23 protein-coding genes and 1 pseudogene are annotated in these 23,133 nt (G+C 37.9%); 4 read left to right on the top strand and 20 right to left on the bottom strand.

What is annotated here, in order from left to right:
* Positions 1-44 precede the first annotated feature (44 nt).
* From E4665_RS02450 to E4665_RS02435, 4 genes are all read right to left on the bottom strand, one after another.
* Complete coding sequence (locus tag E4665_RS02450) at positions 45-1,376, bottom strand: extracellular solute-binding protein (protein ID WP_135347224.1); 1,332 nt, start codon at positions 1,374-1,376, stop codon at positions 45-47.
* 93 nt (positions 1,377-1,469) lie between these two features.
* Complete coding sequence (locus E4665_RS02445) at positions 1,470-2,480, bottom strand: LacI family DNA-binding transcriptional regulator (RefSeq protein WP_135347223.1); 1,011 nt, start codon at positions 2,478-2,480, stop codon at positions 1,470-1,472.
* A gap of 239 nt (positions 2,481-2,719) precedes the next feature.
* Positions 2,720-3,295, bottom strand: coding sequence for a cob(I)yrinic acid a,c-diamide adenosyltransferase (locus E4665_RS02440; RefSeq protein WP_135347402.1), 576 nt, complete (start codon positions 3,293-3,295; stop codon positions 2,720-2,722).
* A gap of 106 nt (positions 3,296-3,401) precedes the next feature.
* Positions 3,402-3,827 carry a DUF4430 domain-containing protein gene (locus tag E4665_RS02435; protein ID WP_135347222.1) on the bottom strand — a complete coding sequence of 142 codons (426 nt, stop codon included), beginning with the start codon at positions 3,825-3,827 and terminating at the stop codon, positions 3,402-3,404.
* Positions 3,828-3,887: 60 nt separating this feature from the next.
* Between E4665_RS02435 and E4665_RS18645 the strand changes: the two genes are divergently transcribed.
* Positions 3,888-4,013, top strand: coding sequence for a hypothetical protein (locus E4665_RS18645; protein ID WP_277752201.1), 126 nt, complete (start codon positions 3,888-3,890; stop codon positions 4,011-4,013).
* Here the strand turns inward: E4665_RS18645 and E4665_RS02430 are convergent.
* Complete coding sequence (locus tag E4665_RS02430) at positions 4,006-4,500, bottom strand: ECF transporter S component family protein (RefSeq protein WP_135347221.1); 495 nt, start codon at positions 4,498-4,500, stop codon at positions 4,006-4,008. The genes E4665_RS18645 and E4665_RS02430 overlap by 8 nt on opposite strands.
* Positions 4,501-4,909: 409 nt before the next feature.
* Between E4665_RS02430 and E4665_RS02425 the strand changes: the two genes are divergently transcribed.
* Positions 4,910-6,463, top strand: a complete 1,554-nt coding sequence (locus tag E4665_RS02425; RefSeq protein WP_135347220.1) for a GH25 family lysozyme — start codon at positions 4,910-4,912, stop codon at positions 6,461-6,463.
* A gap of 1,214 nt (positions 6,464-7,677) precedes the next feature.
* Here the strand turns inward: E4665_RS02425 and E4665_RS02420 are convergent.
* The 13 genes from E4665_RS02420 to E4665_RS02360 form a co-directional block, all read right to left on the bottom strand.
* Positions 7,678-9,174, bottom strand: a complete 1,497-nt coding sequence (locus tag E4665_RS02420) for a lipopolysaccharide biosynthesis protein (RefSeq protein WP_277752204.1) — start codon at positions 9,172-9,174, stop codon at positions 7,678-7,680.
* A 25-nt stretch (positions 9,175-9,199) separates the two neighbouring features.
* Positions 9,200-10,342 carry a glycosyltransferase family 4 protein gene (locus E4665_RS02415; protein WP_135347218.1) on the bottom strand — a complete coding sequence of 381 codons (1,143 nt, stop codon included), beginning with the start codon at positions 10,340-10,342 and terminating at the stop codon, positions 9,200-9,202.
* 7 nt (positions 10,343-10,349) lie between these two features.
* Positions 10,350-11,276, bottom strand: a complete 927-nt coding sequence (locus tag E4665_RS02410; protein ID WP_135347217.1) for a glycosyltransferase family 2 protein — start codon at positions 11,274-11,276, stop codon at positions 10,350-10,352.
* 19 nt (positions 11,277-11,295) lie between these two features.
* The gene (gene rfbD, locus E4665_RS02405) at positions 11,296-12,147 is read right to left on the bottom strand and encodes a dTDP-4-dehydrorhamnose reductase (RefSeq protein WP_135347216.1); all 852 of its coding nucleotides are present in this window, start codon (positions 12,145-12,147) and stop codon (positions 11,296-11,298) included.
* Positions 12,137-13,159, bottom strand: coding sequence for a dTDP-glucose 4,6-dehydratase (rfbB, locus tag E4665_RS02400; protein ID WP_135347215.1), 1,023 nt, complete (start codon positions 13,157-13,159; stop codon positions 12,137-12,139). Before rfbB ends, rfbD begins: the two co-directional genes overlap by 11 nt.
* Positions 13,159-13,731 carry a dTDP-4-dehydrorhamnose 3,5-epimerase gene (gene rfbC, locus E4665_RS02395; RefSeq protein ID WP_277752200.1) on the bottom strand — a complete coding sequence of 191 codons (573 nt, stop codon included), beginning with the start codon at positions 13,729-13,731 and terminating at the stop codon, positions 13,159-13,161. The genes rfbB and rfbC overlap by 1 nt, the downstream gene beginning before the upstream one ends.
* Positions 13,732-13,761: 30 nt before the next feature.
* Positions 13,762-14,652 carry a glucose-1-phosphate thymidylyltransferase RfbA gene (gene rfbA, locus E4665_RS02390; protein WP_135347213.1) on the bottom strand — a complete coding sequence of 297 codons (891 nt, stop codon included), beginning with the start codon at positions 14,650-14,652 and terminating at the stop codon, positions 13,762-13,764.
* A 32-nt stretch (positions 14,653-14,684) separates the two neighbouring features.
* On the bottom strand, positions 14,685-15,674 hold the full coding sequence (locus E4665_RS02385; protein WP_135347212.1) for a glycosyltransferase family 2 protein: 990 nt from the start codon (positions 15,672-15,674) through the stop codon (positions 14,685-14,687).
* A complete protein-coding gene (locus E4665_RS02380) occupies positions 15,658-16,899 on the bottom strand; it encodes an O-antigen polymerase (RefSeq protein WP_135347211.1) in 1,242 nt (413 codons plus the stop codon). Before E4665_RS02380 ends, E4665_RS02385 begins: the two co-directional genes overlap by 17 nt.
* A 73-nt stretch (positions 16,900-16,972) precedes the next feature.
* Positions 16,973-17,620: a sugar transferase gene (locus E4665_RS02375; RefSeq protein ID WP_241654644.1), complete on the bottom strand. Its 648-nt coding sequence runs from the start codon at positions 17,618-17,620 to the stop codon at positions 16,973-16,975.
* Between the two features lie 71 nt (positions 17,621-17,691).
* Complete coding sequence (gene galU / locus E4665_RS02370) at positions 17,692-18,573, bottom strand: UTP--glucose-1-phosphate uridylyltransferase GalU (protein ID WP_135347209.1); 882 nt, start codon at positions 18,571-18,573, stop codon at positions 17,692-17,694.
* A gap of 604 nt (positions 18,574-19,177) precedes the next feature.
* Positions 19,178-19,567 carry a hypothetical protein gene (locus E4665_RS02365; protein WP_135347208.1) on the bottom strand — a complete coding sequence of 130 codons (390 nt, stop codon included), beginning with the start codon at positions 19,565-19,567 and terminating at the stop codon, positions 19,178-19,180.
* A 15-nt stretch (positions 19,568-19,582) separates the two neighbouring features.
* On the bottom strand, positions 19,583-20,788 hold the full coding sequence (locus tag E4665_RS02360; protein ID WP_135347207.1) for a lipase family protein: 1,206 nt from the start codon (positions 20,786-20,788) through the stop codon (positions 19,583-19,585).
* A gap of 122 nt (positions 20,789-20,910) precedes the next feature.
* On the opposite strand from E4665_RS02360, the gene E4665_RS02355 reads away from it, so the two are divergent.
* Entirely contained in the window at positions 20,911-21,255 is a 345-nt protein-coding gene (locus tag E4665_RS02355; protein ID WP_167815078.1) for a DUF1433 domain-containing protein, read from the top strand.
* Positions 21,256-21,378: 123 nt separating this feature from the next.
* Complete coding sequence (locus tag E4665_RS02350; RefSeq protein WP_135347205.1) at positions 21,379-21,717, top strand: hypothetical protein; 339 nt, start codon at positions 21,379-21,381, stop codon at positions 21,715-21,717.
* A gap of 530 nt (positions 21,718-22,247) precedes the next feature.
* On the opposite strand, the gene E4665_RS02345 is transcribed toward E4665_RS02350, so the two are convergent.
* Together E4665_RS02345 and E4665_RS18775 are read right to left on the bottom strand one after the other, a co-directional pair.
* Complete coding sequence (locus tag E4665_RS02345; RefSeq protein WP_135347204.1) at positions 22,248-22,484, bottom strand: hypothetical protein; 237 nt, start codon at positions 22,482-22,484, stop codon at positions 22,248-22,250.
* Positions 22,485-22,670: 186 nt separating this feature from the next.
* Positions 22,671-23,114, bottom strand: a pseudogene (locus E4665_RS18775) (PTS sugar transporter subunit IIA); the annotation flags it as partial.
* Between the last annotated feature and the right edge of the window lie 19 nt (positions 23,115-23,133).

Here is a 23,133-nt window from a genome sequence, read left to right as displayed (position 1 = left end):
GGGGATAATAAAACATCCCCCGATTTGTGATTTACTATTTCTTGTTATTTGCTGCTTTTCTCTTTTAAACCAGTTACTTGACTAATGGCACTGGCGGCATTTGAAACGGCGGTTCCTGCACTCGTATTCCCGGATACCGAATCCTCGATCATGTTTTGCAATTGAGTTGACACTTTTGAATAGACTGGTGATGATGGACGCGTTTCAGCATTATAAAGGTAATTCCCTGTTTCTTTTAAAAACCATTGCTTTTTCGGATCAAAGCTTTTTGTCACAGATATTCTTGGTGAATTTTGTTGGGTTTCAACAAGAAAGTCTTTCATCAACTTTGGACCAGTAATAAGTTTAAGAATGCTCAAATCAAGTTTTTGATTCTGAGAACTCTTGTATATAACGTAATCCATTCCTCCAGATTGTGTTGATGGTTTCCCATTAGGACCTGCCGGAACGGGAACAAAACCAACTTTTTGTTTAAATTGCGCATCAGACCATCCAGATTCTTGCTGGATTGATGCTTTCTCATAACTTCCTCCAACTGATATTGCCGTTTTGCCTTTTGCAAATAATTGCAGTGATGTGTTCCAATCATAGGTCGTAACATCCGCTGGAGCAGATCCATCCTTCACTAAATTATTCAACATTTGCATTGATTGTATTGTATTTTTACTGTTCAGTACGACTTGTCCATTTTTTAATACGTCTGCTCCATTTGACCATAAAAAGGGCAAAATTTGAGATGTTGTTGTTTCACCTGCTTTTACTCCTGCCTGAAAAGCAATTCCTTGGGTGTTTCCGTACTTCTTCTCTATATTTTTTTGAGCAAAGTATTTAGCATCGGAAGTAAGGTCCTGCCAGGTCTTTGGTGGTTGTAATCCTTCATTCTTGAACCAGTCTTTTCTGTACCATAAGAGAACCATATCCGTTTGTGTATGAATCGCATAAGGATGTCCCTGATACGAGTCTCCCTTAATAAGGGCGGGATAGAAATCTTTGTCATAGTCATTTTTAACCCAGGAAGGATCGATAGAGTCTAGAGGCTGCAAATATCCATTTTTTGCGAATTCTGTGACCCACACTGAATCAATTAATGAAAAATCAGGTGTATTTCCTCCGGCAGCAGAGGTCGTTAGTTTCTGATAGAGTTGTGGATAGCCTACTACCAACATATTTAAATTGACTTTTTGCTTTGGGTGTTCACTATTCCAGATACTCACCGCTTTTTTCACATACGGTGCCCATCTGTCTTGCACAATCGCACTAATTTCAGTTCCTTTCGCCCCATTACCTGATTGACTTCCCGCCCCCGCGCAACCTGACAAAACTGAAGTAAAAATAAACATCGTTGCCAACATTGTCCCTAACCATAGTCTCTTCAAAATAATTACTCCTCCTTTTTATCATTATTTATTACCTAAAACGTTTTAGATTATCTAAAACGTTTTAGGTAATAAATAAAAAATCTTTTAAGCTCACCCACTACTATCTCTAGCAACCAATTTTGCAGGCAACTTGGCATTTCTTACTACATCATCTTTATTTTTAATATTTTCCAACAAGATTTGTGAGGCGATTTCTCCCATTCTATAACTTTGCTGATGCATCGTTGTTAGCGCAGGTTGATACAACTTAGCCATGTCAATATCATCAAAACCTACCACGGCAATATCATCAGGCACTTTAATATTTAAATTCTTCAATGCTTCTATTGCACCAAAAGCCATGAGATCACTTGAAGCAAAAACGGCATCAAAATCGATTTTATTTTTGATACTCGATTGAACGACTTTATAGGATTGATCTTTTGAGAAGTTTCCATACTGAATTAACTGTTTATTAACCGGAATATTGTGTTCTTGCAAAGCACGTTTATATCCTGAAATTCGATCAAAAGATGCCTTAGCAATATTGTCTCCAGCTACCTTCAAAATTTTTCTATGGCCTAACTTTATCAAATGCTCTGTTGCATCATAGGCAGCCTTCTCATTGTCAGATTCGACAAAGCATACGTTCTTATAATCCGAATTCGGAACACTATCGATATAAACAACTGGCAAGCTATTATGTAACTCCAATATTTTGTCATCCGTTCGACGATGTCCCGTTAAAATAAGAATGACTCCATCGACACCTCTCTCGTAACAAATTGATTTAAAACTGGATGTATCCCTTTTTTGATTAGAAAAGATCAACAAGTCATATCCTGCTAACCCAATCGTATTTTTAATAGAACAGATCAATTGGCTGAAAAATGGATGATCAAAACCTGAATTAATCTGATCACCAAAAAACACACCGATCGTATTTGATGTTTTCGTGATCAAACTCCGAGCCATTACATTAGGCAGATAATCCAACTGTTTTGCAGCTTCCCTCACCTTCTTTTTCGTTTCACTGTTTATATCTGAATAATCGTTTAGTGCTTTTGACACGGTAGACACAGAAAGTCCTACCTTATTGGCAATATCCTTGATATTGACCATTTTATCCCCCACCAGCAACTTGTTAATTGATTTTTCTTAAAATTGTTTAATTACTAAAACGTTTTATGAATATTATATTATCTGATATCTTTTAATATTTCAAGTACTTTATCTAAATAAATTATTTGGGTGCGTTCACGACGATTCTATTGATCAACACTTGCTATTATTATTCATGTTCCCCCCCCATTGGTTTTTTATAAATAGACACCCCAGATGATACTTTCATTTGAGAAGCTTTACTCCCGCCCAGAGTCATCATGAAACTCTTCCCTGTCACGGACATAAAATGCATCATCAACTTGGTTGAGAACATTGGCATATCTTGCTGCGGCAAAGAAATAGTCAGACAATCGGTTGACGTATTTTAAAACTGCCTTGTTTATGGACGTTTCATTTTGCAGAGCGACAATTTGCCGCTCAAGCCTCCGAGTTACCGTGCGTGCAATATGCAGGACCGCCGCCGTTCGGCTTCCTCCTGGAAGTATAAATTGTTTGATTTCTGGTGAATGGGCGCTGTAGAAATCGATTCTCTTCTCGAGCCATGCCACATTTTTTTCACTGAAAATGTGTGCGGGACGATCGGGAGGCGTTGCCAGGTCATGTCCCGCATCAAACAAGCATTGCTGAATTTCCTGCAATTCTTTGATGAAAATGGCCGTTGGGCCGCTGCAAAAGGTTATGGTACAACCGATCCAGGCATTCAATTCATCCATCGTTCCATAGGCGATCACTTGCCGGTCATCCTTTGAGACCTTGGTACCGCCGACCAACTGAGTCATCCCTTGATCGCCATGCTTCGTATAGAGCTTCATGCTTCGTCCTTCCTGCCTTTCATCTGATTTTACCGCCATTCACGAGTATCCACTCGGATAAATAGCTTCTTTTTTTCATGAGCTTAATGAGATATTGATCAAATGCTTAAAACGACGTGTAAAACCAAATCACCGTTTGATTCGGTTTAATGATTGTCGCTCCCGCCCCTACATTCGGCTCTTTGCCGTTCACGGAAAACATCCAGCCCTTTTTGCCGCCGGCCTTCAAATTTTCCAAACTTGTCACATAGGCCATCTTCCCTGAACCGGTGATCGTCAGTTGAATGTGATGTGAAGCGGCATAGTTCTTCAGCTGCTGCAAGGCTGTCTCTCCCTTAGCCACAGGCACTTTGGTTTTAACAATGACTTTATTACCGTTTTTCAGTTCAAGAGTGGAAGAGGCTGTCATTTTATTGCTTTGCTGGATGGTCTGAGCTTTTTGCGGCTGCTGATATGCCGCATGATAAACAAACAGGCCAATGATGACAATAAGTACAACCATGAGGACCGCAATGAAATTTTTCTTCTTCAATAGACCAGTCTCCTTAAGTTTATTGTATAAAAAAATCCCGTACCCAATGAGGCACAGGAAATGAATCCCCAGATGTCGACCGCAAATGGATGTATTGCTCCGGCTAGGAAGAAAAGATCGGACTTTAACCGTGACGGGATCGTTCAGGAATTCCACCTGATTCCATCCTTCAAAACCATTATTTAATTTTCAGCGCTTCCTGCTCTCTTCGAAACACTTTAAACAGAAGCGGCGATAAAAGACCAAACATCAAATTACCCACAGCGTGGTACGTATCGAACAACAAACCGCTGGCATACATCGCAAGAACTATCTTAATATCCGCCGCCATCAAAAAGTATGAAAAGGCCATGATTAAACCAAACACATAACCGGAAACGCCAAGCCAGCTAACATAAAGAAAAACTTTTTTCGGGATGAAATGGGAAATTAGCCCGATCAGCCCCCATGCCGCCATCTGAAAAGGTGTCCAGTAGCCAAGTTCCAGAATCATATCGGTTACCAGACCTACCATCAGCCCTTCTGCCAATCCTGCTTTCCATCCGAAAAACCAGCCTGTCAGGATCACTATCAGCGTCGCCGGCTGGATATTAACGCCATGAATGAGCAGCCGGCCGGATACAGCCGCGGCAGTCAGGATCGATATCACTGTTAACTTGCGAAGTCTTAACAATATGAATTCCCTCTCGCAGTATCATGGACCCTATTTCAGCAAATTCTGAAAGAATTGCACTCAAATATTTACGCCCGCAAAGCTTAATAGCTCCATTTTACATTTGATCACAGGAGATCACAAGAACCTGTCCATCATGTCACTGATTGTGCTGATACTGTCTACTTAACAGTTTGCTCTCGAAAAAGCACGTGCCTCTGTAATTAAAAAGCTATGGTTTCAAAACTAACTGCATCCTTTGCAAAAAGGTCATAATTTTTAACATTATTATAATAATAAGCCTATTGAAATACCGTGATTTTCTTACGATAATAGAAATAACTTGTGGTTTTCATAGATTTTCCATAAACAGGATAACATTTGTATCTTGTGAAAACCAAATGTTAATAAAACAAAGGGAGAGTGAACATTGAAAAGGTTGTCCAGGAAATTTAATGTATTTTTGTTGCTCTTTTCATTGGCTGCCGGACTGTTGATTATACCGGCAGGCAAACCTGCTTTGGCGGCCTCTTCCTACAGTGCTTATATAACTGCAGGTAAGGCTTACATCCACACTGGTCCGGGTACATGGTATCATTCCGTAGGCGTTTATTACAGCTACCAGACGTTAACTGTAACAGGAAGAAGTGGAAACTGGGACAAAGTTACATATGGTGGACATACGCGTTATATTTGGGCCGGATCTGTCAGAGCTGGTTCGCCAAGGATAAGGAGCTATGTAACTCCAGGAGTTATTTGGATGCGCTCCGGTCCTGGGTTGAAGTATGGAAGAATTCGTTATCTCTATCAGAATTACTATGTTACGATCTACAGTCGAAGCGGAAATTGGTATCGCGTTAACTATGCAGGAAAGATGGGCTATGCATGGGCCGGAAGCATTAGAGTGGGTGTCCCTCCATTCCAATCCTATAATGGCTTCGTCAATGTCCCGAGTTTATATCTGCGTACCGATCCTGGATTAGCCTCGAGCAGAATCACAGTATTGAGCCAAAACACCCCTGTGACAGTATTCGGCAAAAGTGGAAACTGGTATCGTGTTAAATACGGTACAACGACAGGTTATTCCTGGTCTGAGAGTATTACACCTGGTAATCCACCGCTCGATTATACGCCTGTTAATGCTTATACCGCCTATATTGGTTACGATTACTTGAGTATTTACCAACAGCCAAGTTCAGGATCAGGTGTTGTGACCACATTACGTGAAAGAACACCTGTCTCTGTCATTGGCGTGGCGCCAAACGACAACTCTTGGCTGAAGATTAACTATAATGGAACACAAGGATTTATTAGCAAGGATAATGTAACGACTAATTTCAGCACATTCAGTCCCCCCGCAGGTGTGAAATATGGTATTGATATTTCTCATTATCAGGGTACTGTCGATTTTAACGCTGTGAAGAATGCCGGGAATAGCTTTGTAATCATCAAAGCCTCAGAAAGCAACAATATTACTGACAGTAACTTCGCTTCTTATGTTCAGCAAGCAAAAGGGGTTGGGCTACAGGTTAACTCCTATCATTTCTTTCATGCCCGTACACCACAGGATGCGGTCAATGAAGCTGACTTCTATGTTTCAGTGCTGAATGCTGCTGGAATAACAGATTCCAATTCTTTTGGATACACCTTCCTTGATGTAGAGGCAAAATCCGGAAGTACTGTTCTTTTCGATGGAATAAATCCTCAGCAAATGTCAGCAAATATTAACGCCTTCATGAATGAAATGAAGGCAAAAGGTTTTACAAAATTAGGTCTTTACTCAAATAAGTCTTTCTTTGAAAGTAACATCGATGCCTCCCAGCTTGAAAACGGTCTGCTTCTCTGGCTTGCCAGATACAGAGGTATGGATTCAAACCAAGGTATCGGAACTCAGGTAGACCTCTGGCAGTACACAAGCAATGGTTCTGTCAGTGGAATTAGCGGTTCTGTTGATCTTGATGTTGACTACTCAAACAATTTTTAACCAAGTATTAATTTTTATGAGGTAGTCCGAAAAGCCTCCAAAAAAGTAAAGAGTGCAGAAGAAAGCTTAGGCTTATCTCTCCACTCTTTACTTTTTATTTTTTTTCGGTCCCGAAAAGGAAGGATCTCCTTATTTTTGCTTTTTGAAATCTATTTTCGCTTTCTTCATCAGGTTGTGGGTCAGGGCTAATAAGCTGAATTCCATGTGAACCTTTTTCAGTCTCTGAGGTGGAATCAGCGAAAATGCAGATTGTGTTGTTTCAGATTGTCGAAGACCAGTTCGTTCTCAAGTTTTCGGCGATGGTATTGTCCCGTCCTTCCTCTGAATAGAGGGCAATCACGTGCTCTGGATGACCTCATGAGGGAATAAGCCAACGCGAATCATCGCCAAAAATTCGTTCAAGCCGGTCTAGTACGGTCGGTGGATCCGTGGACGTCAGATTCATCAGGCTTATGCCCAATTTGAAAGCAAGGGTCAATGCAATAAAGAAAACCCATCCAGTAATCGATCCCGTTAAGAAACCCACGGTTCCACCGCAAAAGTTTTGAATCATTTACAGCGACATCAATCGGATTGGCCTGACTCATTAGTTTTTCGAAGCAATTTGCCTTATTACAATTAGTAAGGAAGAAACAAATCCGGAAGTGGTACTGCTATTCATAAATGTCCAGAAAATGACGGTGGTTATTGACCGCAGTTTGACTGCAATGCTGTCCACAAATTATAAAAAACAAGACTGTCTTAATAGACAGTCAGTTGACTAGATAGTTATAGAATCACTTGATATCTTTCTTTTTTGTGTAGGTCAAAACAAACGCCTTCTGCCATGATAAACCAACAATGAGAGAAGTGAGCCGTGAGACACAACTTGCACCGCCAGTGCCGAAACTGATTTAAGAGAATCCCCTAGTTCATCACCACTGGGTACCTGTAGCCGCTTGCCTCAAATCGTTCATTCTCATCTCTACCTTAACTTATGTAACTCTGCTCGTGTCCAAAGATCGGGGCTTCTCTACGGAAGATATCCTAGTCACCCTGAAACAAGCTATAGGCCATTATACTGTCAGCGAGACGATGCACTCCATAAAGAGTGTTGTAGATGAGGTCATAGCACGAAGGGCAGTTTTCAAAAACTTTGAGACACTCTTGAAGTTAAAAAGATTGTTGTCAGTAAGAAATTCTAACACCAACAACACCATTCCTTCATCAGAGCTTTATTGTTTAAACTTAAATTTATTAATATATTCCTGGATATCAACATCGACGACTTTCAGTTTAATTATCATATAAAAATAAATAAATAATCCTATTAAACCTCCTATAAATAACTCAATAAAATAATGTCCATTGAAGGGAAATAATTTTAGTATTATTGCAAATATTCCTGCAACTCCCGAGGAAACAGCTATTTTATAAATGCTTTTCCAATCTAATTGCCACTCCAGTATGGTCCTCTTAGAAACAATTAAAACTAGAAGCGGGTAGATTCCCATACTGATTAGAGTAGCAACAGATGAGCCGATGTATCCGAACCTGGGTACAAGAAGGAGGTTCAAGATGATATTTAAAAATGCACAAAAAAGTACGAAAAGGAACATTATTTTTGTCTCTTTTAATAATTCAAATCCTTTATGACCAAATAATGCTAGATTCCACAGAAATATACCCCCAAAAAGCAAGGGAATAACTTTTGAACCTTCTGAATAAACTCCCCCGAGAAAAAAGGCGGAAATTTCATGTTGAAAACATATAACATATGAAAGCATTGGCATAGAGATTATAACAAAGAACGTGGAAAAGGACGATATTGTCTTTTTGATTTTTTCTTTATTCTCTTTAATATTAGATTGATTCATTAAAATAGGTTGTGCTGCTAAAATCAATGGCGATGTCAGTAAGGATAAAGTTGAAAATACTATAGAATAATTTGCGGAATAAATTCCTACCTCTTTACTCGAGGAAAATATTTGAATTACATACCTGTCACAAAGGTTCAATACACTATTTCCTAAAAACCATCCGATCATTGGAAATCCGTAAGAAAATATACTATAAACAAATTTGGTAAAATTTTTAAAATTAATAAGAATAAGATCTTTTATTCGGAACGAAGATATTCGCATTAAGGGATAAATTAACAAAAGCTGTGAAAGAACTATTCCTAGAAGCAGATTATTTATCGTGCGATCAACAACGTAGATAAGAAGTATAGGAAAAATAAATTTAAACAGACCATTAATTAAACTAATATTCTTGTATGCAATTGACTTAAATGAAGATTGGGCAACGGTACTAATTGTTAAATAAAGAAATTGGGTAGAAACTAACATGACTGAAATTCCATAATACCCTTGATAGCTTCCCATAATACTTTTTAATGGACAAAGAATAAAGGCGAGTAAAAGTATCACTAATAAAATTGAAAATAACAGTGCCATTAAGTTGGCATTAAAAATTGAAATATTATTTCTGTATTCTGGCAAAAATCTCTGAACTGATTGCTGTATCCATTGAGCAAAGAGTGTAGTAATAAAAGTAGTGGTCATTAATACCATGTTATAAATTCCATACTCATTAGCAGAAAAAGTTCTCGTATATATGGATATTGATAACACTCCAAGAATAGCAGGAATAATAACAGCAATACCATATGTTAATGAATCTTTACTGAACCGTTTTAAGCTTTCTTGTACTTCATTTGTTGGTTTTATTATTAATTAACCCCTTTATAAAAGTTCAATTTATTAATTCACTTGTCTTCAATTCTAGTTCTTTATACAATTTTTTTGCACTATATTCCCAGCTGAATTTATTAGCCTGAATTAGCCCTTTGTTTTTCAGATTTTCTCTCATATCGTCGTCCAAAAGCATTTTCCTTATTCCATAACTTATAGAACCAATATCATTTGGATCAATATACAGAGCGCTGTCTCCGCACACCTCAGGTAAAGAGGAGTTATTTGATACTATGACAGGGCATCCGCAAGCCATAGCTTCAAGTGGAGGAATTCCAAATCCCTCGTAAAGCGAAGGATATAGTAGAGCAACAGCATTTGAATACATTTCAGGCAATTCATTGTAGGCAACATAATCGACAAATTCAACCCTATTTTCAAAGTAAGAATTTGCTTTAAAAAATCTTTTAACACTCTCCAAATAATCATTTTTTCTGTTAACAATTATTAGTTTCACATTCAAATTATTGTCACCGCTAACTACATCTATAAATGCTTTTATTGCATTTTTAACATTTTTGTGTGGAAAAGATGCACCTAGAAATAGTAAATAGTTGCCATATTTTTTTTTAAACCATTGTCCATTTATTAATTTAAAGTGTTCTTTATTATATGAATTATAGATTACAGAAATGTTATCAGACGGATAATTAAAATAGTTCACAATATCTAACTTTGTATTATCGGATACTGTAAACAAAAAGGGACTTTTTTTCAACAAATGCGGAATTACATATTTAAAGTATAAATTTTGTAATTTATACTGTTTAGGAAACTTTATTGCCAACAGATCATGGATTGTTAATATTTGTTTTCTGGTTATAAAAAGATTTCCATGATGAGTCGTTGAATATATAATATCACAATGGTCTTTTGTCACCAGCAAAGGGAAGATAAATTGTAACCAAAGAAATCTTATAAGTCCTGCCTTCTTGCCATATTTAGGCTTGACTAAATTAGTAACCTTTTTTGTAACAATTTTTTCATCTGTAAAATATTCTGGAGTTGACGTATACACAATTATTTTGTCAGTTGATTCTAACACTTTGGACAGTTCATTAATAATATTTATTGTGTATATCCCTAATCCAGTCGGCTTATCATCCAGAATGGTCGCGTTAATACCAATAATCAATTTACTCACCCATTCATTATTTTCTCCAAAAAGTCCTTTGCATAGATAAATTTCTTTTGATGTTTATTGGGATATATTTTTCCAAAAATCCTAATTTATATCCTAAATATTTCATTCCATTTCTCAAAATAAAATTAGGAATTAAATAGTATTTATGCAGTGAGACCAACGCTTTTAGTTGCATCTTGATAAACTTTTGACCTTCTGATTCGGGGGCTGAAAATTCTTTCAATATCCAATTCTCTTGTTTATGAAAAACACCAGTGTCAAAATATCTATGAAACTCCTGCAAGATCGTATAGTTATGTGAATGATAAACCTGTGCATCTGCTACATACGCAATGGAAAAGCCTTCATTTATCATTTTTGCTGCCACACATGTATCTTCACCAAGTATTGTATGTAACGGGAATCCCCCTACTCTATTCAATAAATCCTTTTTATACGCGGCAAACGAATTGGAAACAAATATGGTTTTTATACCAAGTTTGTTAATATCCTTTAATGATTTTATTGTACTTTTTTCTGGATAATTGAACTCTCGTGCAAATTTTCCAAAAAAGTCTGCATCCCTTTTTGGTAGCTGTCTTCCATAGGCCATTCCAATTTCTTTATGAATGATTAACGGCGAAACAAGGTTAGCAATGGATCTTTCATTAAAGAGAATTGCATCCTGAGTCATAAATACTATGATGTCCCCTGATGCCCTATTGGCTGCCATGTTTCTTGTTCCACCATGGTTAAAATCACGTGAATTAATACGAATAAGTTTAATATTTTTTTCCTTAAGAAACTCGATCCCACCATTTTTTGATCCAGAATCAACAATTATTATTTCACTAATTGCATTTTTAAATGAGGCTAGATTTTCTTCTAACATTCGAATAGCCACTTCAAATTCATGATCTGGATTAAATGTTGGTATAATTACGGATATTTTCATTGTTAATGCCCTTTGAATTTTATTTTTCAGTCTTAATCAAAAAATCCTTAAGCGCACTTTTCCAATCCCTTACCTCTTCAAAACCATTCAATCTTAACGCCACATGTTCTAAAATCGAATTGTGAGGGCGTTTCGCCAGTCTTGGAAATTCTTCTGACGTACAAGGGTTTACCTGAATATGTATTTCCTTCATCTCAAAGATGGCCTTCGCAAATTCATACCACGTACAGCTTCCTGAATTTGAGATATGATAGATGCCATAATTATCAGTTTGAAATAACTCGATGATCCTTTCAGCCAGATCTTTTGTATAGGTTGGACAGCCGTGCTGATCATTGACAACCTTTAATTCGTCATGATTCTCAGCCAACATCAGCATCGTCTTGACAAAGTTACCGCCATATTGACCGTATACCCAAGAGGTCCGGACGATAAAGAACTTCGAGGAAAAATCATGAACAAACTGTTCACCTGCATACTTCGATTGACCGTAGACGCCTAATGGTGAAGGTGCATCAAACTCTGTATATGTCCCCACACTTTCACCATTAAAAACATAATCCGTACTGACGCTGACCAGCTTCGCCCCTACTTCTTCAGACGCAATCGTCACATTACGTGTTCCATAGGCATTTACTAGAAAAGCCCCATCACGGTCGGATTCTGCCTGATCGACTGCCGTATAGGCCGCCGTGTGACAAACTACATTCGGCTGAACCTTTTGAAACACCCGACGAACTTCATCTAAACAAGTAATATCCAGTTCCCGGTGACCGAATCCATAGGTTTCATAGCCACTTTTTTTCAACATCAACGTTAATTCCGTTCCAAGTTGTCCATGAGCTCCTGTCACTAATACTTTACTCGACATAGCTCTTTGACCCGTACTGTTTCTTGTAATAGTCCATGTATTCGCCAGATTTAATCTTATACCACCAGTTCTTATGATCCAGATACCATTGGATTGTTTTCTTTATCCCTGTTTCAAACATATATTGCGACTTCCATCCCAACTCTGTTTCAATCTTTGTCGGGTCGATTGCGTAGCGACGATCATGGCCCAAACGATCCGAAACATGCTTAATCAAGTCACGAGATTTACCCAGTGTATCAACAATCAGCTCCACAATGTCGATGTTTCGTTTCTCATTATGACCGCCAATATTATAGACTTCGCCTGGTTTTCCTTTTTGGAGTACCAGATCAATTGCCGCACAGTGATCCTCAACGTATAGCCAGTCGCGGACATTCTGTCCATCACCATAGACTGGGAGTTCTTTTCCTTCCAGGGCATTAGTTATCATAAGCGGAATCAACTTCTCTGGGAAATGATACGGGCCGTAGTTATTTGAGCAACGAGTAATATTCACATTCATGCCATAGGTCTCATAATATGCACGTACAATTAAATCCGCAGAGGCTTTACTCGCAGAATAAGGACTGTTGGGTGCGAGCGGTGTTGTTTCTTTAAAATAGCCATCCGAACCTAGGGTACCATACACCTCGTCTGTTGAAATCTGCAGATACTTCCTCACATGTTTGCTTTTTGAAACATCAAGCAAGTTCTGCGTGCCGATCACATTGGATTTGATAAACAGATCAGGTTCAATAATACTCCGGTCCACATGCGACTCAGCCGCAAAATTAACAACCATATCAATTTGATACTGATCAATGATATATTCCAGTAATTCGCGATTTCGGATATCCCCATGAATAAAGTGGTAATTCGGATGATCTTCAACGTCTTTCAAGTTCTCCAGATTACCCGCATAAGTTAGGAGATCATAGTTCACCACTGTATCTTCAGGGTGAAATTTGATCATATGATGCACAAAATTGCTACCGATAAAGCCGGCCCCACCGGTTACAAGCAGTTTCATCAGTCTTCAGCCCCTATCTCAAAGTTGATCTCAGCATCTTTCATACATGGATGGTGCTTATCCTTCTCCGAAAGGATCGGATCGCTAACGGGCCAATTAATGCCGATATCCGGATCATTCCACATGATTCCCCGATCCTGTTCCGGTGCATAATATTCGTCTACTTTATAGAATACATTCACATTCGGCGTAAGCGTGCAAAAACCGTGAGCAAAACCTTTCGGGATCAGCAGCTGCCTGCGGTTGTATTCACTTAGAATAAATCCACCCCATTTACCAAAAGTCGGCGAGCCCTTGCGAATGTCCACAGCGACATCCATAATCGCACCCGTTAAAACACGAAGCAATTTTGTCTGACATTTTGGATTCAGCTGGTAGTGCAGCCCACGAACAATCCCGGGTTCACTGGAAAATGATTGATTATCCTGAATAAATTCTGTATGTATTCCCAGCATATCCAATTCTTGCTCGTTATAGCTTTCCATAAAAAAACCGCGATTATCACCAAAAGCCATCGGTTCAATTATTTTGACACCTTTTAAAAATGTGTTTGTTACTTTTGCCTTTGCCAACTTTTTCATCACCTGCATTAGTATTTACTATTAATCTAGATTCTTACTTTTGTCTTTGTTCTTCAAGATATTTAATAAATATCTACCGTAATCATTTTTCTTTAATGGCTGGGCTAACTGATATAATTTTTCATCATCAATATAGCCCATCCGATAAGCTATTTCTTCTAGGCAAGCTACCTTCAAACTTTGACGATTCTCCACAGTCTGAATAAATTGTGAGGCCTCAAGTAAAGATTCATGGGTGCCGGTATCAAGCCATGCAAAGCCGCGACCAAGGAGTTCAACATTTAGTTGCTCTTTTCTTAGATATGCCTCATTGACAGAAGTGATTTCAAGTTCCCCACGTGCAGAAGGTTTTACGCTTTTTGCAATGTCAACAACCTGATTGTCATAGAAATATAAACCTGTAATCGCGTATGATGACTTGGGCATCTTTGGCTTTTCCTCGATTGAAATGACTTTCCCTCCTTCATCAAATTCTACAACACCAAAGCGCTCTGGATCTTTCACATTATAACCGAAAACTGTCGCTCCAGTTTTCTGATTAGCAGCTCTTTGAAGTATTTTTGTAAAATCATGACCGTAAAAAATATTATCCCCAAGTACGAGAGCGACATTATCGTTACCAATAAACTCCTCACCAAGTATAAATGCCTGTGCCAAACCATCCGGACTTAGTTGGATTTTATATTGAATATTGATTCCCAGATCGTATCCATCCCCCAATAGTTCCTTAAAACGAGACGTATCTTTCGATGTCGATATAATCAATATATCTCTGATTCCGGCAAGCAAAAGGACAGATAAAGGGTAATAAATCATTGGTTTATCATAAACGGGAAGTAACTGTTTTGATATTGAACGAGTAATCGGATACAGACGAGTTCCGCTCCCACCTGCAAGAATAATTCCCTTCATAATATTCACCTACTAGTTTAATCGTTATTAGTTCAATCATAAATATTCTTATTTTTTCTTATCATTGATAAATAATATATTAAGGTTCTTAATTTGCCTTGCCTGAAAATTCTATTTTTTATAAGAAAAGGGATTACAATTAACCCTCCTTCTGTACCATGCAAAACAAAATCTCTGACTAATTTCGACTTGCCCTTGTTAGGATTATCGTATTTAATATCCAATAATCTGTTAGCCTGTCTTATGCTCATATCAACAATCCTATTAGTTTGGATCCAACCTTTTAAAGTTAAATTTCTCTTAATTTTATTAATTAGTTTACCCTGTTTCAAACCGGTTACATTATTAGAATGCTGTCTATATTTTAAGGTTGGCTTGTCTAGATAGAATATATGACCATATAAAGAAGTAACTAATGCGACCCAGTAATCATGTCCTTCTGCATCTTTCGGAACCGAGACGCTAAGTTTGAAAGCAAATTTATTCAGCAGCATCGTGCAACCATACATATAATTTTGGGCCAATAACTTATTCAATGGTTCCTTGTCATATGGATTAACATGTACTTTCTTCATAAATGAATTAGAAATAGTCTCCAAATTTTCATTAACTGCTTCTGCATCTGTAAAGATGGCTATTGGCGTATTAGATCCACATTCTCTTTCTTTCTCCTTTATAAAAGTTAATGAAGAAGAAATTTTATCTTGAAACCAATAGTCATCTTGATCACAAAACATAAAGTAATCACTATCTCCACTATAATTCATTACTTCATTAAAATTCTGTGCGTTTCCAAGTCTTCCTTTGCTATCTTCTATTAGATGAATTCTTTTATCATGCTCTTCAAACTCTTTAATAACGGAAACAGTCTCATCAGATGAGACATCATCTCTAATCCATAATTGCCAATTTGCAAAATTTTGATGGTGAAGACTCTCAAGTTGTTTTCCTATGAATTTTGCTCCGTTATAGGTTGCCATGAAGATAGAAACCGAGGTATTTGCATTAAATTGTTTGTCCATCAACTGTTAATTTCCTGCCCTTCAAGAACAACTGAATTATTAAGGGATAAATCAGCTGAAAGCTCAGTCCACTGTATATCAGCATATTCTGAAATAAATTAAAGATCATTATCGTATCCAATATTGCCAAAGCCGGGATTAAAAAAACAGATTTTCTTAATATGAACAAAATAATCATGTTTACCACAATAATGAATAGAAACATTAAAACTAACCCTACCCACTTCAGGTAGACAAAGCTCTTCGAATATACAGTTCCTGCAGTCAGAAGTGGCGATATTTGGGATATATTTTTATCTTGAATGCCCAATATACCATTAACCCTTTTAGAAATAAAATCAAAGACAAAATTATTGTTAACAAATCCAATCAAGCCTTTTGCCTGATAATCAACTTTTTTTGTTTTGTTCACTGTCTCTTGAAGATTTGCAAGGGGAGACGCTATATATATATAACTCCAAAAAAAGCTTTTTGAAATTGGTAAATTTTTAAACGAATTAGTTGCTCCACCAATTTCCATAATTAGACTGCTATCAAAAGGGTTTTTTGTTTGATTGGTTTGATTTTCCGATCTAACATTTCCGATTAACCCAAAACCATACAACAAAATAAAGACGCAAAGAGCTACTAATACCCACGATTTCCATTTTATTTTTTTACTTATCACTAAGAAAACAAAAAAGCTACACAATACAATCTCCAACATTAAAAAACGGCTATATATTAAGAAAGATGGGATCAAACAAATAATATATTGAATTAACAAATAAATTTTTTTTAATTTAAAAAACAAGAAAGACAAAAAAACCGCAAAAAAAGCATCAGCTGTAACAATAAGTACATGGAACGTTGGGATCCCAAAAGTTCGATAGTCATACTGTCTCCCTATTATATATTCAATTACAGGTATCTTCCCAACATAAAAAAACTCAATAATATATCCAATCCAGATTAAAAGAGTGATTATCCACAATAATCGTGATGTAATACTAAAGTTTGACTTTGATGATGAAATATTTCTTGGTATATTGTTTCCTGTATTATCAACTAATTTTGTCAGTTGTTTCTGAGAAAGAAATCCAAGGTATGCTGATAAAATAACTGTCATTACTAAAAACACTAATAGACCAGAAGACATTTTAGGAAACAAATTTGACCAATTAAGTTGGTATACACCAAGTACAATCAAAATACTACTAGAGTATAGATAGAACGGATTAAACATTAAATTTCCTCTTTCTTCCCATTTATTTCATCAATTCAAGTATTAATAATCCAAATAAAGGCAGCTTATTTATTTAATAAGCTCCCCTTTTTTTTATTACTGAAAAAAATGTTTTAATAATAATTTTAACATCGAACTTAAAAGATTGATGTTTTACATAATAAAGTTCAATATTGCATCTTTCGGGATATTCGATTTCACTTCTGCCACATGCTTGCCAGTATCCTGTCAAACCTGGTCTTGCTGATAAGAATAATTCTTGTTTGTTTCCATATTCTTTCAGTTCTTCAATTACAACAGGTCTTGGTCCAACAAGACTCATTTCGCCCTTTAGGACATTTATTAGTTGAGGAAGTTCATCAAGACTGGTCTTACGTAAAAAACAACCTATTCTTGTTATTCGGGGATCTTCTTTTGGTTCCAGCTTGTAGTTGTTTATTAGATATTTATTATACAATGAGCTATTCGACTTTAAAACTTCTTCTGCGTCTACAATCATTGATCGAAATTTATAAATATAAAAAGGCTTTCCGTTCTGCCCAATTCTCTTCTGTTTAAAAAAAACGGGACCCTTATTATCACCAAAAAGATAGAGCATTGAAATAACCAGAAACAATGGTAAGCTGAAAACTAAGCCAACGACTGCGCCAACTAAGTCTAACGTTCTCTTTACTATTCTGTATACTACATTTTTACTACTAGATCGAGTTACTCTTGCCATAGTACGCTCGGTGTGTTCCATGTAGTTTGCTTCGATTTCCGTTTTAGGCATAGCCATCGTTCGCCCCTCCATCATTTCAGCGGTAACTTGTTTTCGTGAAGAATCTGTTCAATGCCTTTGAGTACATCTTCCTGCAGTTCTTTGTTCTGCAAAGCCATCTCAATGTTCGTCAAAACAAATCCAAGTGTTTCACCCACATCAAAGCGTTTGCCTTCGAATTGATAGGCGTAAACACCTTGAAGTTCGTTCAGTTTCTGAATGGCATCGGTCAGCTGGATTTCTCCGCCAGCACCTATTTCCTTTTTATCAAGAAAATCAAAAATTTCCGGGGTCAGTACATAACGTCCGATAATAGCGAGATTGGACGGCGGGTTCGATTCCGGCTTTTCAACGAAACGACTGACATTATAGAGGCGGCCGTCCTGTGCTTTAGGATCAATAATTCCATAGCGATGTGTCTGATTTTCCGGAACTTCCTTAACACCCAATACGGAGCATCCTGTACGTTCGTACTGTTCTGCAAGTTGCTGGATGCATGGTTTTTCTGACTGGACAATATCATCGCCTAAAAGGACAGCAAAAGGCTCATCACCAATAAATTTACGGGCGCACCAAACAGCATGGCCCAAACCTTGTGGGGATTTTTGCCTAATAAAATGGATGTCGATTTTAGATGGTTCTCGAACTTTTTCAAGCAAATCCAATTTGTTTTTCTGAATCAGGTTCTGTTCCAGTTCATATGCGATATCAAAGTGATCTTCGATCGCCCTCTTGCCCTTACCAGTGACAATAATGATATCTTCAATGCCTGCTTTGACAGCTTCTTCAACGATGTACTGGATCGTTGGCTTATTGACGATCGGTAACATTTCCTTTGGCAATGCCTTCGTTGCAGGAAGAAAACGTGTACCCAGACCCGCAGCCGGAATGACTGCTTTTCTAACTTTCTTCATCAAAAAACCTCCTGAATTAAAGAGAGACGATCAATAAGACTCTATGAATCTATCTCTGATGTGCTACCGAGCAACAAAAAAGACCGACGGTTTATTATACTCACTCTCATGCAATAAGATTTTATTATTATACACTATTTTAGAGTGGTAGAGTGTGATAATTATCGACATATTTAGCCTGTCAAACTATAAGCATTATAGCATATAATTTGGCAATGAAAAGAGGAAGTTATGGGAAGAAAGTCACAGGAAAGTTTGCAGACATATTTTGTTCTCATCGATTTACATTCTATTTACAATTATATTAAATAACTGTTTCAAATAATGAAGATTCAGATAGGTTGCAACACTTTTTATTGGTACAAGTAATTTTTTCGTGAGGAATGATTCTTTGAGTAATTTCTTCCTTGATCATCAATGTTTCATTTTTATGCCACTGATGTTTGAATTTATTTCATCTGCTTTATTTCGGGTGGTCCCCGATTTTTTACAGATTAAAGAACACGTTACTTAAAGAATATAGGAAGATAAAATTTCGAGTTGGTGAAAATCCAGAGGTCGATCATGCGTGGGCGTTGAAATCAAAAGCTATCAGTGAGCCTGATTAGAGCAGATTGATTCTGCAGCTTGCCAGTGTTTCATCATAGAGGGTCTGATACTGTCCGGAGATTCTGGCTTTTTCTTCGTTCAGTCGCTCACTGATGGCTGAACCAGTTCGGCTTTCGAAAGCATCCTGGAGGCCGTCATGAATGACAGTAAGATCCCTACCCAGTTCTTCGATCAAATTCTTATGTCGGTAAAGCGACTGGCGTTTGTCTTCGATGATTCGGTTGAAAGCATTCTGAATGTCTCGTTGCAACTCCATGCGCTGCCATTGTTTTTTCAGAGCCTTCTGTTCTGCTTTAAGAGCGCTAATTATTGCATCATCAACTTTGTTAAGGGCAGCATCTGCGATTTTCATTTCAATACCTGCAAGATCATCCAGCAGTCCCATAGCCTCATCCCCCTCTCAGTGTGTGGCATTCATTGCAAAGAGCTGAGCTGTTTCCCGGTCTTTTTCCTGCAATTTGTTTCCGGCATCAGCGATATATCGTGCTAAGTTATCCAAATCCGTTTTTTTCTTCTGAAATTTACGGATTACCTGATTGAACAATTCTTCGTCATGCAGATAGATTTTCCCGTTGTTGTGCCCGCTCGCCAACTGATTCATTTGATCCATTACATCATTTTCCGACAGCAGGTCATATTTGCCACCATGAAATGTCTCGTCGATTAACCGTCGCTTCAGAGCTTTGACTGCTGTCCATTCCTCTTCCTGATAATCGGTAAGCGTGCGAACCAGGGTTGTGAGAGCAGATGCAGCGTCATCCAGTCTGCCTGCATAGCTCCTGATCTTCTCCGGAGACACCTCCAGTTTCACGCTGCCGTCCGAAGCGAACATATTGTAGAATGTATCCTGCATGTGTCCGTCAATGCCGATCAACGCATAAAATGGATGCTTTGTCCCGTTTGCCTTAATCACGTACTGACTGCCCACTTGCTGAGAAAATTCGGTGAATTTTCCGATTAAATCTTTTTTATGGGTATAATCCACAATCGTGCGTCTGAAGTACCCTTCACTGACCTTCTTCTTTGTCTTGTCATCCAGGAGTTTATATGTATTCGGAGCCGCAAAGGTCGTCGCCGGGACGTCCCGCTCAGCCGCCGTATACTGAGCCATCGCGCCACCGAGGCTGTGCCCGGTCGTTGTAATCACTGAATGCGGATACTTCTTTTTCAGATCATCATAGAATTTAATGCCAGATGTGAACTGGGAGTCAATCGTCTCGTTAACTGCTCTGACACCTCTGCCCTCTGGAATGTATTTTTCCACCTTGGTGAACTGATGTTTGCCTTCAACAACTTGTTGAACATCTGTTTCTCTGTCTAGATTATTTCCAAAACCTTCTGTGCCGCGATAGGCGATGATCATTCGGCTGGTGTCGACGTTTCCCTTGTTGTCTACTGGGGCGACGGCGAAACCCTGAGCGCCGTTTTCGGGATTATTTAATCTTTCTACTATCTTATAAATTCCTTTTTTCCCATCAACATCATATCGAACTCGGCTCTTCATTATTCCGTTAGCCCCTTCGATGTAGGAATGGTCATAAACTTGATCAGACAATGTAAAATATTCCATAGCAGAAATTTTTGTGTTATCTTTACTGTGATCCATGAATTTTCGCCTCTCCTAAAATTTTATAGGAAGTGAACACATAGATGCCTAGAAAAACTAAAATAATTATAATGCTCTGTCTTATTTTTGTCATATTTTTAACGATCGGAGGCTATGCTTGGATGAAACATACAGACCAGGAAAATGAAAAAAAAGCGTTTATTAGTAAACAAGAAAAACGAATTACAGAATTTTTCAAATACAATGTACCAACATTTAAGTCTATAACCTTTTCCGGAAATCAAACATTTCCAACTGGAAGTGTGTCAATCGACGGATATATTAATCATGATAAAAAATTGGCTTTTTCTGCGACTATTTCCCCTGCTGCAGGAGAAAAGAATTTCGAATTTCAGGGAGGTGAAACAGATGCACTAGGCAAGCTATATAGAAAAGATATGAAATCTGTATCTGAAATTGAAAAGATCAATAAGAGCAAATCGAATGGTTCATCAGGTCAATATTAACTTCCCGTAATGTGACTTTACAATGAAGAAACGACTCATCCTGTTCATCATGTTTCTCTTAATTTAACTCCAATGGGATCGTTATGAAGTTCAACGAACAAATCGATACTGGGGATGAAATCAGTGAGTGATTCATCAAAAGTAAAAAAGATGATCTGCTTAATCATAGTATGCTTTCATCACATCACTAAATTTATCGGACTATGTATTGATATTGGCCTTCTCATCGCACTATGTATTCCTGTGGTTGGATGGGGTATTGCGTTTATAACCTATGCTATGGTTGCTTTGACAATTGGCGGTGATGCGGATGAGGCTGGCGTCACTAAGTTGCCGTTTCTCGTTCATTACGGCCTTGGCATTCCCCTCTTTTATATCTTCTTTATTTGCCCCGTTTATTTTATTGTCTATTTAATGGTTAAACTTGTTAAGTGGATCATCAGGAAATTAAGAACACTTTAATTGTATTCGGATTTTTTATCAGAGTTCCAAATGGGTAAGTATTCTACAGACTGAATCATCATCTAACTAACTTTTTGAACATGTTCCAAAATCATCATTACTAATGATCAGTTGGGCTTTATTACTTGGTATTTAGTAAGAGGTTCATAATATATTGAACTTGACCATTCGGGAAGTATAGGGATCTGTGTTTTTAAAAACAACGCGAAACATCCTTAAAGAAACTCCTTTCCTATGTATTGAATGGGTCAGGCTAACACGCTAATTAACTGGATTTTTGAATTCTTAAAAAATTAAGATAGATTAATCTATAATGGCGGAAAGTCTATTTCCAAAGAAATTGACTTTCTCCATCTGTTCCTGGTTACTTAAACGTAAAAGAGTTCGAATGTTGAGTAATAACGATTGGAAGGTCGGCATCGACTGCTACTTCCATTTTACTCAATCTCAAGCAGGGTCTACCCCTCTTTTGTGAACACAGAGCACATTTGATGCAGTGGATTCTCAGAAGCTTCTCATCTATCGTGTTTTTATTGCTGAAAAAGTGCAGTCAGAGGAACCCCTTTACGCGGAAGATCAGTTTTGTCATACCGCATAACGCGTAAATGGACCTTATCCTCTAAAACAACGAATTTCTTTTCTTCGATTGTGATCATCTCGCCTTTTTTGAAATGTGATTTGTGGCAGATGATTTCAACTTCTCCCACCTTGTACCACTCTGATTGTGTCTCTTTCAAAAATTCAATAATTTCTACTGCCCTTTTCATGTGAAGGCCCTCCTTTGAATGCAGGGGTTTAACTGAATTCAATTGCTTTTCTACTTTACCATTTTGTGTATTACAATGTCATGAGAAATGACACGTAATTTAATCAAAAAAACAGCCCGAATAAGTATCGGACTGTTCCTGATTTCTTCATCTAACAATCTTGCCATAGGCCTATTGGATCGCCGCTCACTTAACCCGACTTTCGAACAGGATGGTTTTGCCGGCCTCTACCTTTCCAGGATCTGACCAGTCAAAAGCGAATTTATTTTCCATACTGTTAGTTACCACAATTGAAGTGATATCCGATTTGGCCTTTTCACGGATGACGGACAAGTCCGCTGTAATCACTATTTGTCCGGCCGATACATGGTCGCCCTGTTTGACATGTGCTGTAAATCCTTCACCTTTTAAGCCGACTGTATCGAGGCCAATATGAACAAGAATTTCTTCACCCAGAGAGGTAAGAATGCCATAGGCGTGCTTTGTCTCCCCAAGCTGGACGATCTCGCCTGCAACAGGAGCGACAAAGGTTCCGTTGGCTGGTTTCACCGCGACGCCTTCACCCATCATGCCCTGGGAGAAGACCGGATCCGGCACTTCCGTAAGCGGGATCGTTTCACCGGTTACCGGTGCATAGATTTGTTCCGAA

Source organism: Sporolactobacillus shoreae (assembly GCF_004684935.1).
Taxonomy (GTDB): Bacteria; Bacillota; Bacilli; order Bacillales; family Sporolactobacillaceae; genus Sporolactobacillus; species Sporolactobacillus shoreae.
This window is presented reverse-complemented; position numbering and strand designations above follow the sequence as displayed.

Excerpts from the sequence above, each read along its gene's own strand:
- E4665_RS18645 (WP_277752201.1), top strand. The coding sequence starts at position 3,888 with ATGAATCCCCAGATGTCGACCGCAAATGGATGTATTGCTCCGGCTAGG.
- E4665_RS02445 (WP_135347223.1), bottom strand. The coding sequence starts at position 2,480 with ATGGTCAATATCAAGGATATTGCCAATAAGGTAGGACTTTCTGTGTCT.
- E4665_RS02410 (WP_135347217.1), bottom strand. The coding sequence starts at position 11,276 with ATGAAAATATCCGTAATTATACCAACATTTAATCCAGATCATGAATTT.
- E4665_RS02375 (WP_241654644.1), bottom strand. The coding sequence starts at position 17,620 with ATGGCAAGAGTAACTCGATCTAGTAGTAAAAATGTAGTATACAGAATA.
- E4665_RS02440 (WP_135347402.1), bottom strand. The coding sequence starts at position 3,295 with ATGAAGCTCTATACGAAGCATGGCGATCAAGGGATGACTCAGTTGGTC.
- galU (WP_135347209.1), bottom strand. The coding sequence starts at position 18,573 with ATGAAGAAAGTTAGAAAAGCAGTCATTCCGGCTGCGGGTCTGGGTACA.
- E4665_RS02345 (WP_135347204.1), bottom strand. The coding sequence starts at position 22,484 with ATGAAAAGGGCAGTAGAAATTATTGAATTTTTGAAAGAGACACAATCA.
- rfbD (WP_135347216.1), bottom strand. The coding sequence starts at position 12,147 with ATGTCGAGTAAAGTATTAGTGACAGGAGCTCATGGACAACTTGGAACG.
- E4665_RS02355 (WP_167815078.1), top strand. The coding sequence starts at position 20,911 with ATGAAACATACAGACCAGGAAAATGAAAAAAAAGCGTTTATTAGTAAA.
- rfbA (WP_135347213.1), bottom strand. The coding sequence starts at position 14,652 with ATGAAGGGAATTATTCTTGCAGGTGGGAGCGGAACTCGTCTGTATCCG.
- E4665_RS02360 (WP_135347207.1), bottom strand. The coding sequence starts at position 20,788 with ATGGATCACAGTAAAGATAACACAAAAATTTCTGCTATGGAATATTTT.
- E4665_RS02385 (WP_135347212.1), bottom strand. The coding sequence starts at position 15,674 with ATGGACAAACAATTTAATGCAAATACCTCGGTTTCTATCTTCATGGCA.
- rfbB (WP_135347215.1), bottom strand. The coding sequence starts at position 13,159 with ATGAAACTGCTTGTAACCGGTGGGGCCGGCTTTATCGGTAGCAATTTT.
- E4665_RS02380 (WP_135347211.1), bottom strand. The coding sequence starts at position 16,899 with ATGTTTAATCCGTTCTATCTATACTCTAGTAGTATTTTGATTGTACTT.
- E4665_RS02365 (WP_135347208.1), bottom strand. The coding sequence starts at position 19,567 with ATGGGACTGCTGGATGATCTTGCAGGTATTGAAATGAAAATCGCAGAT.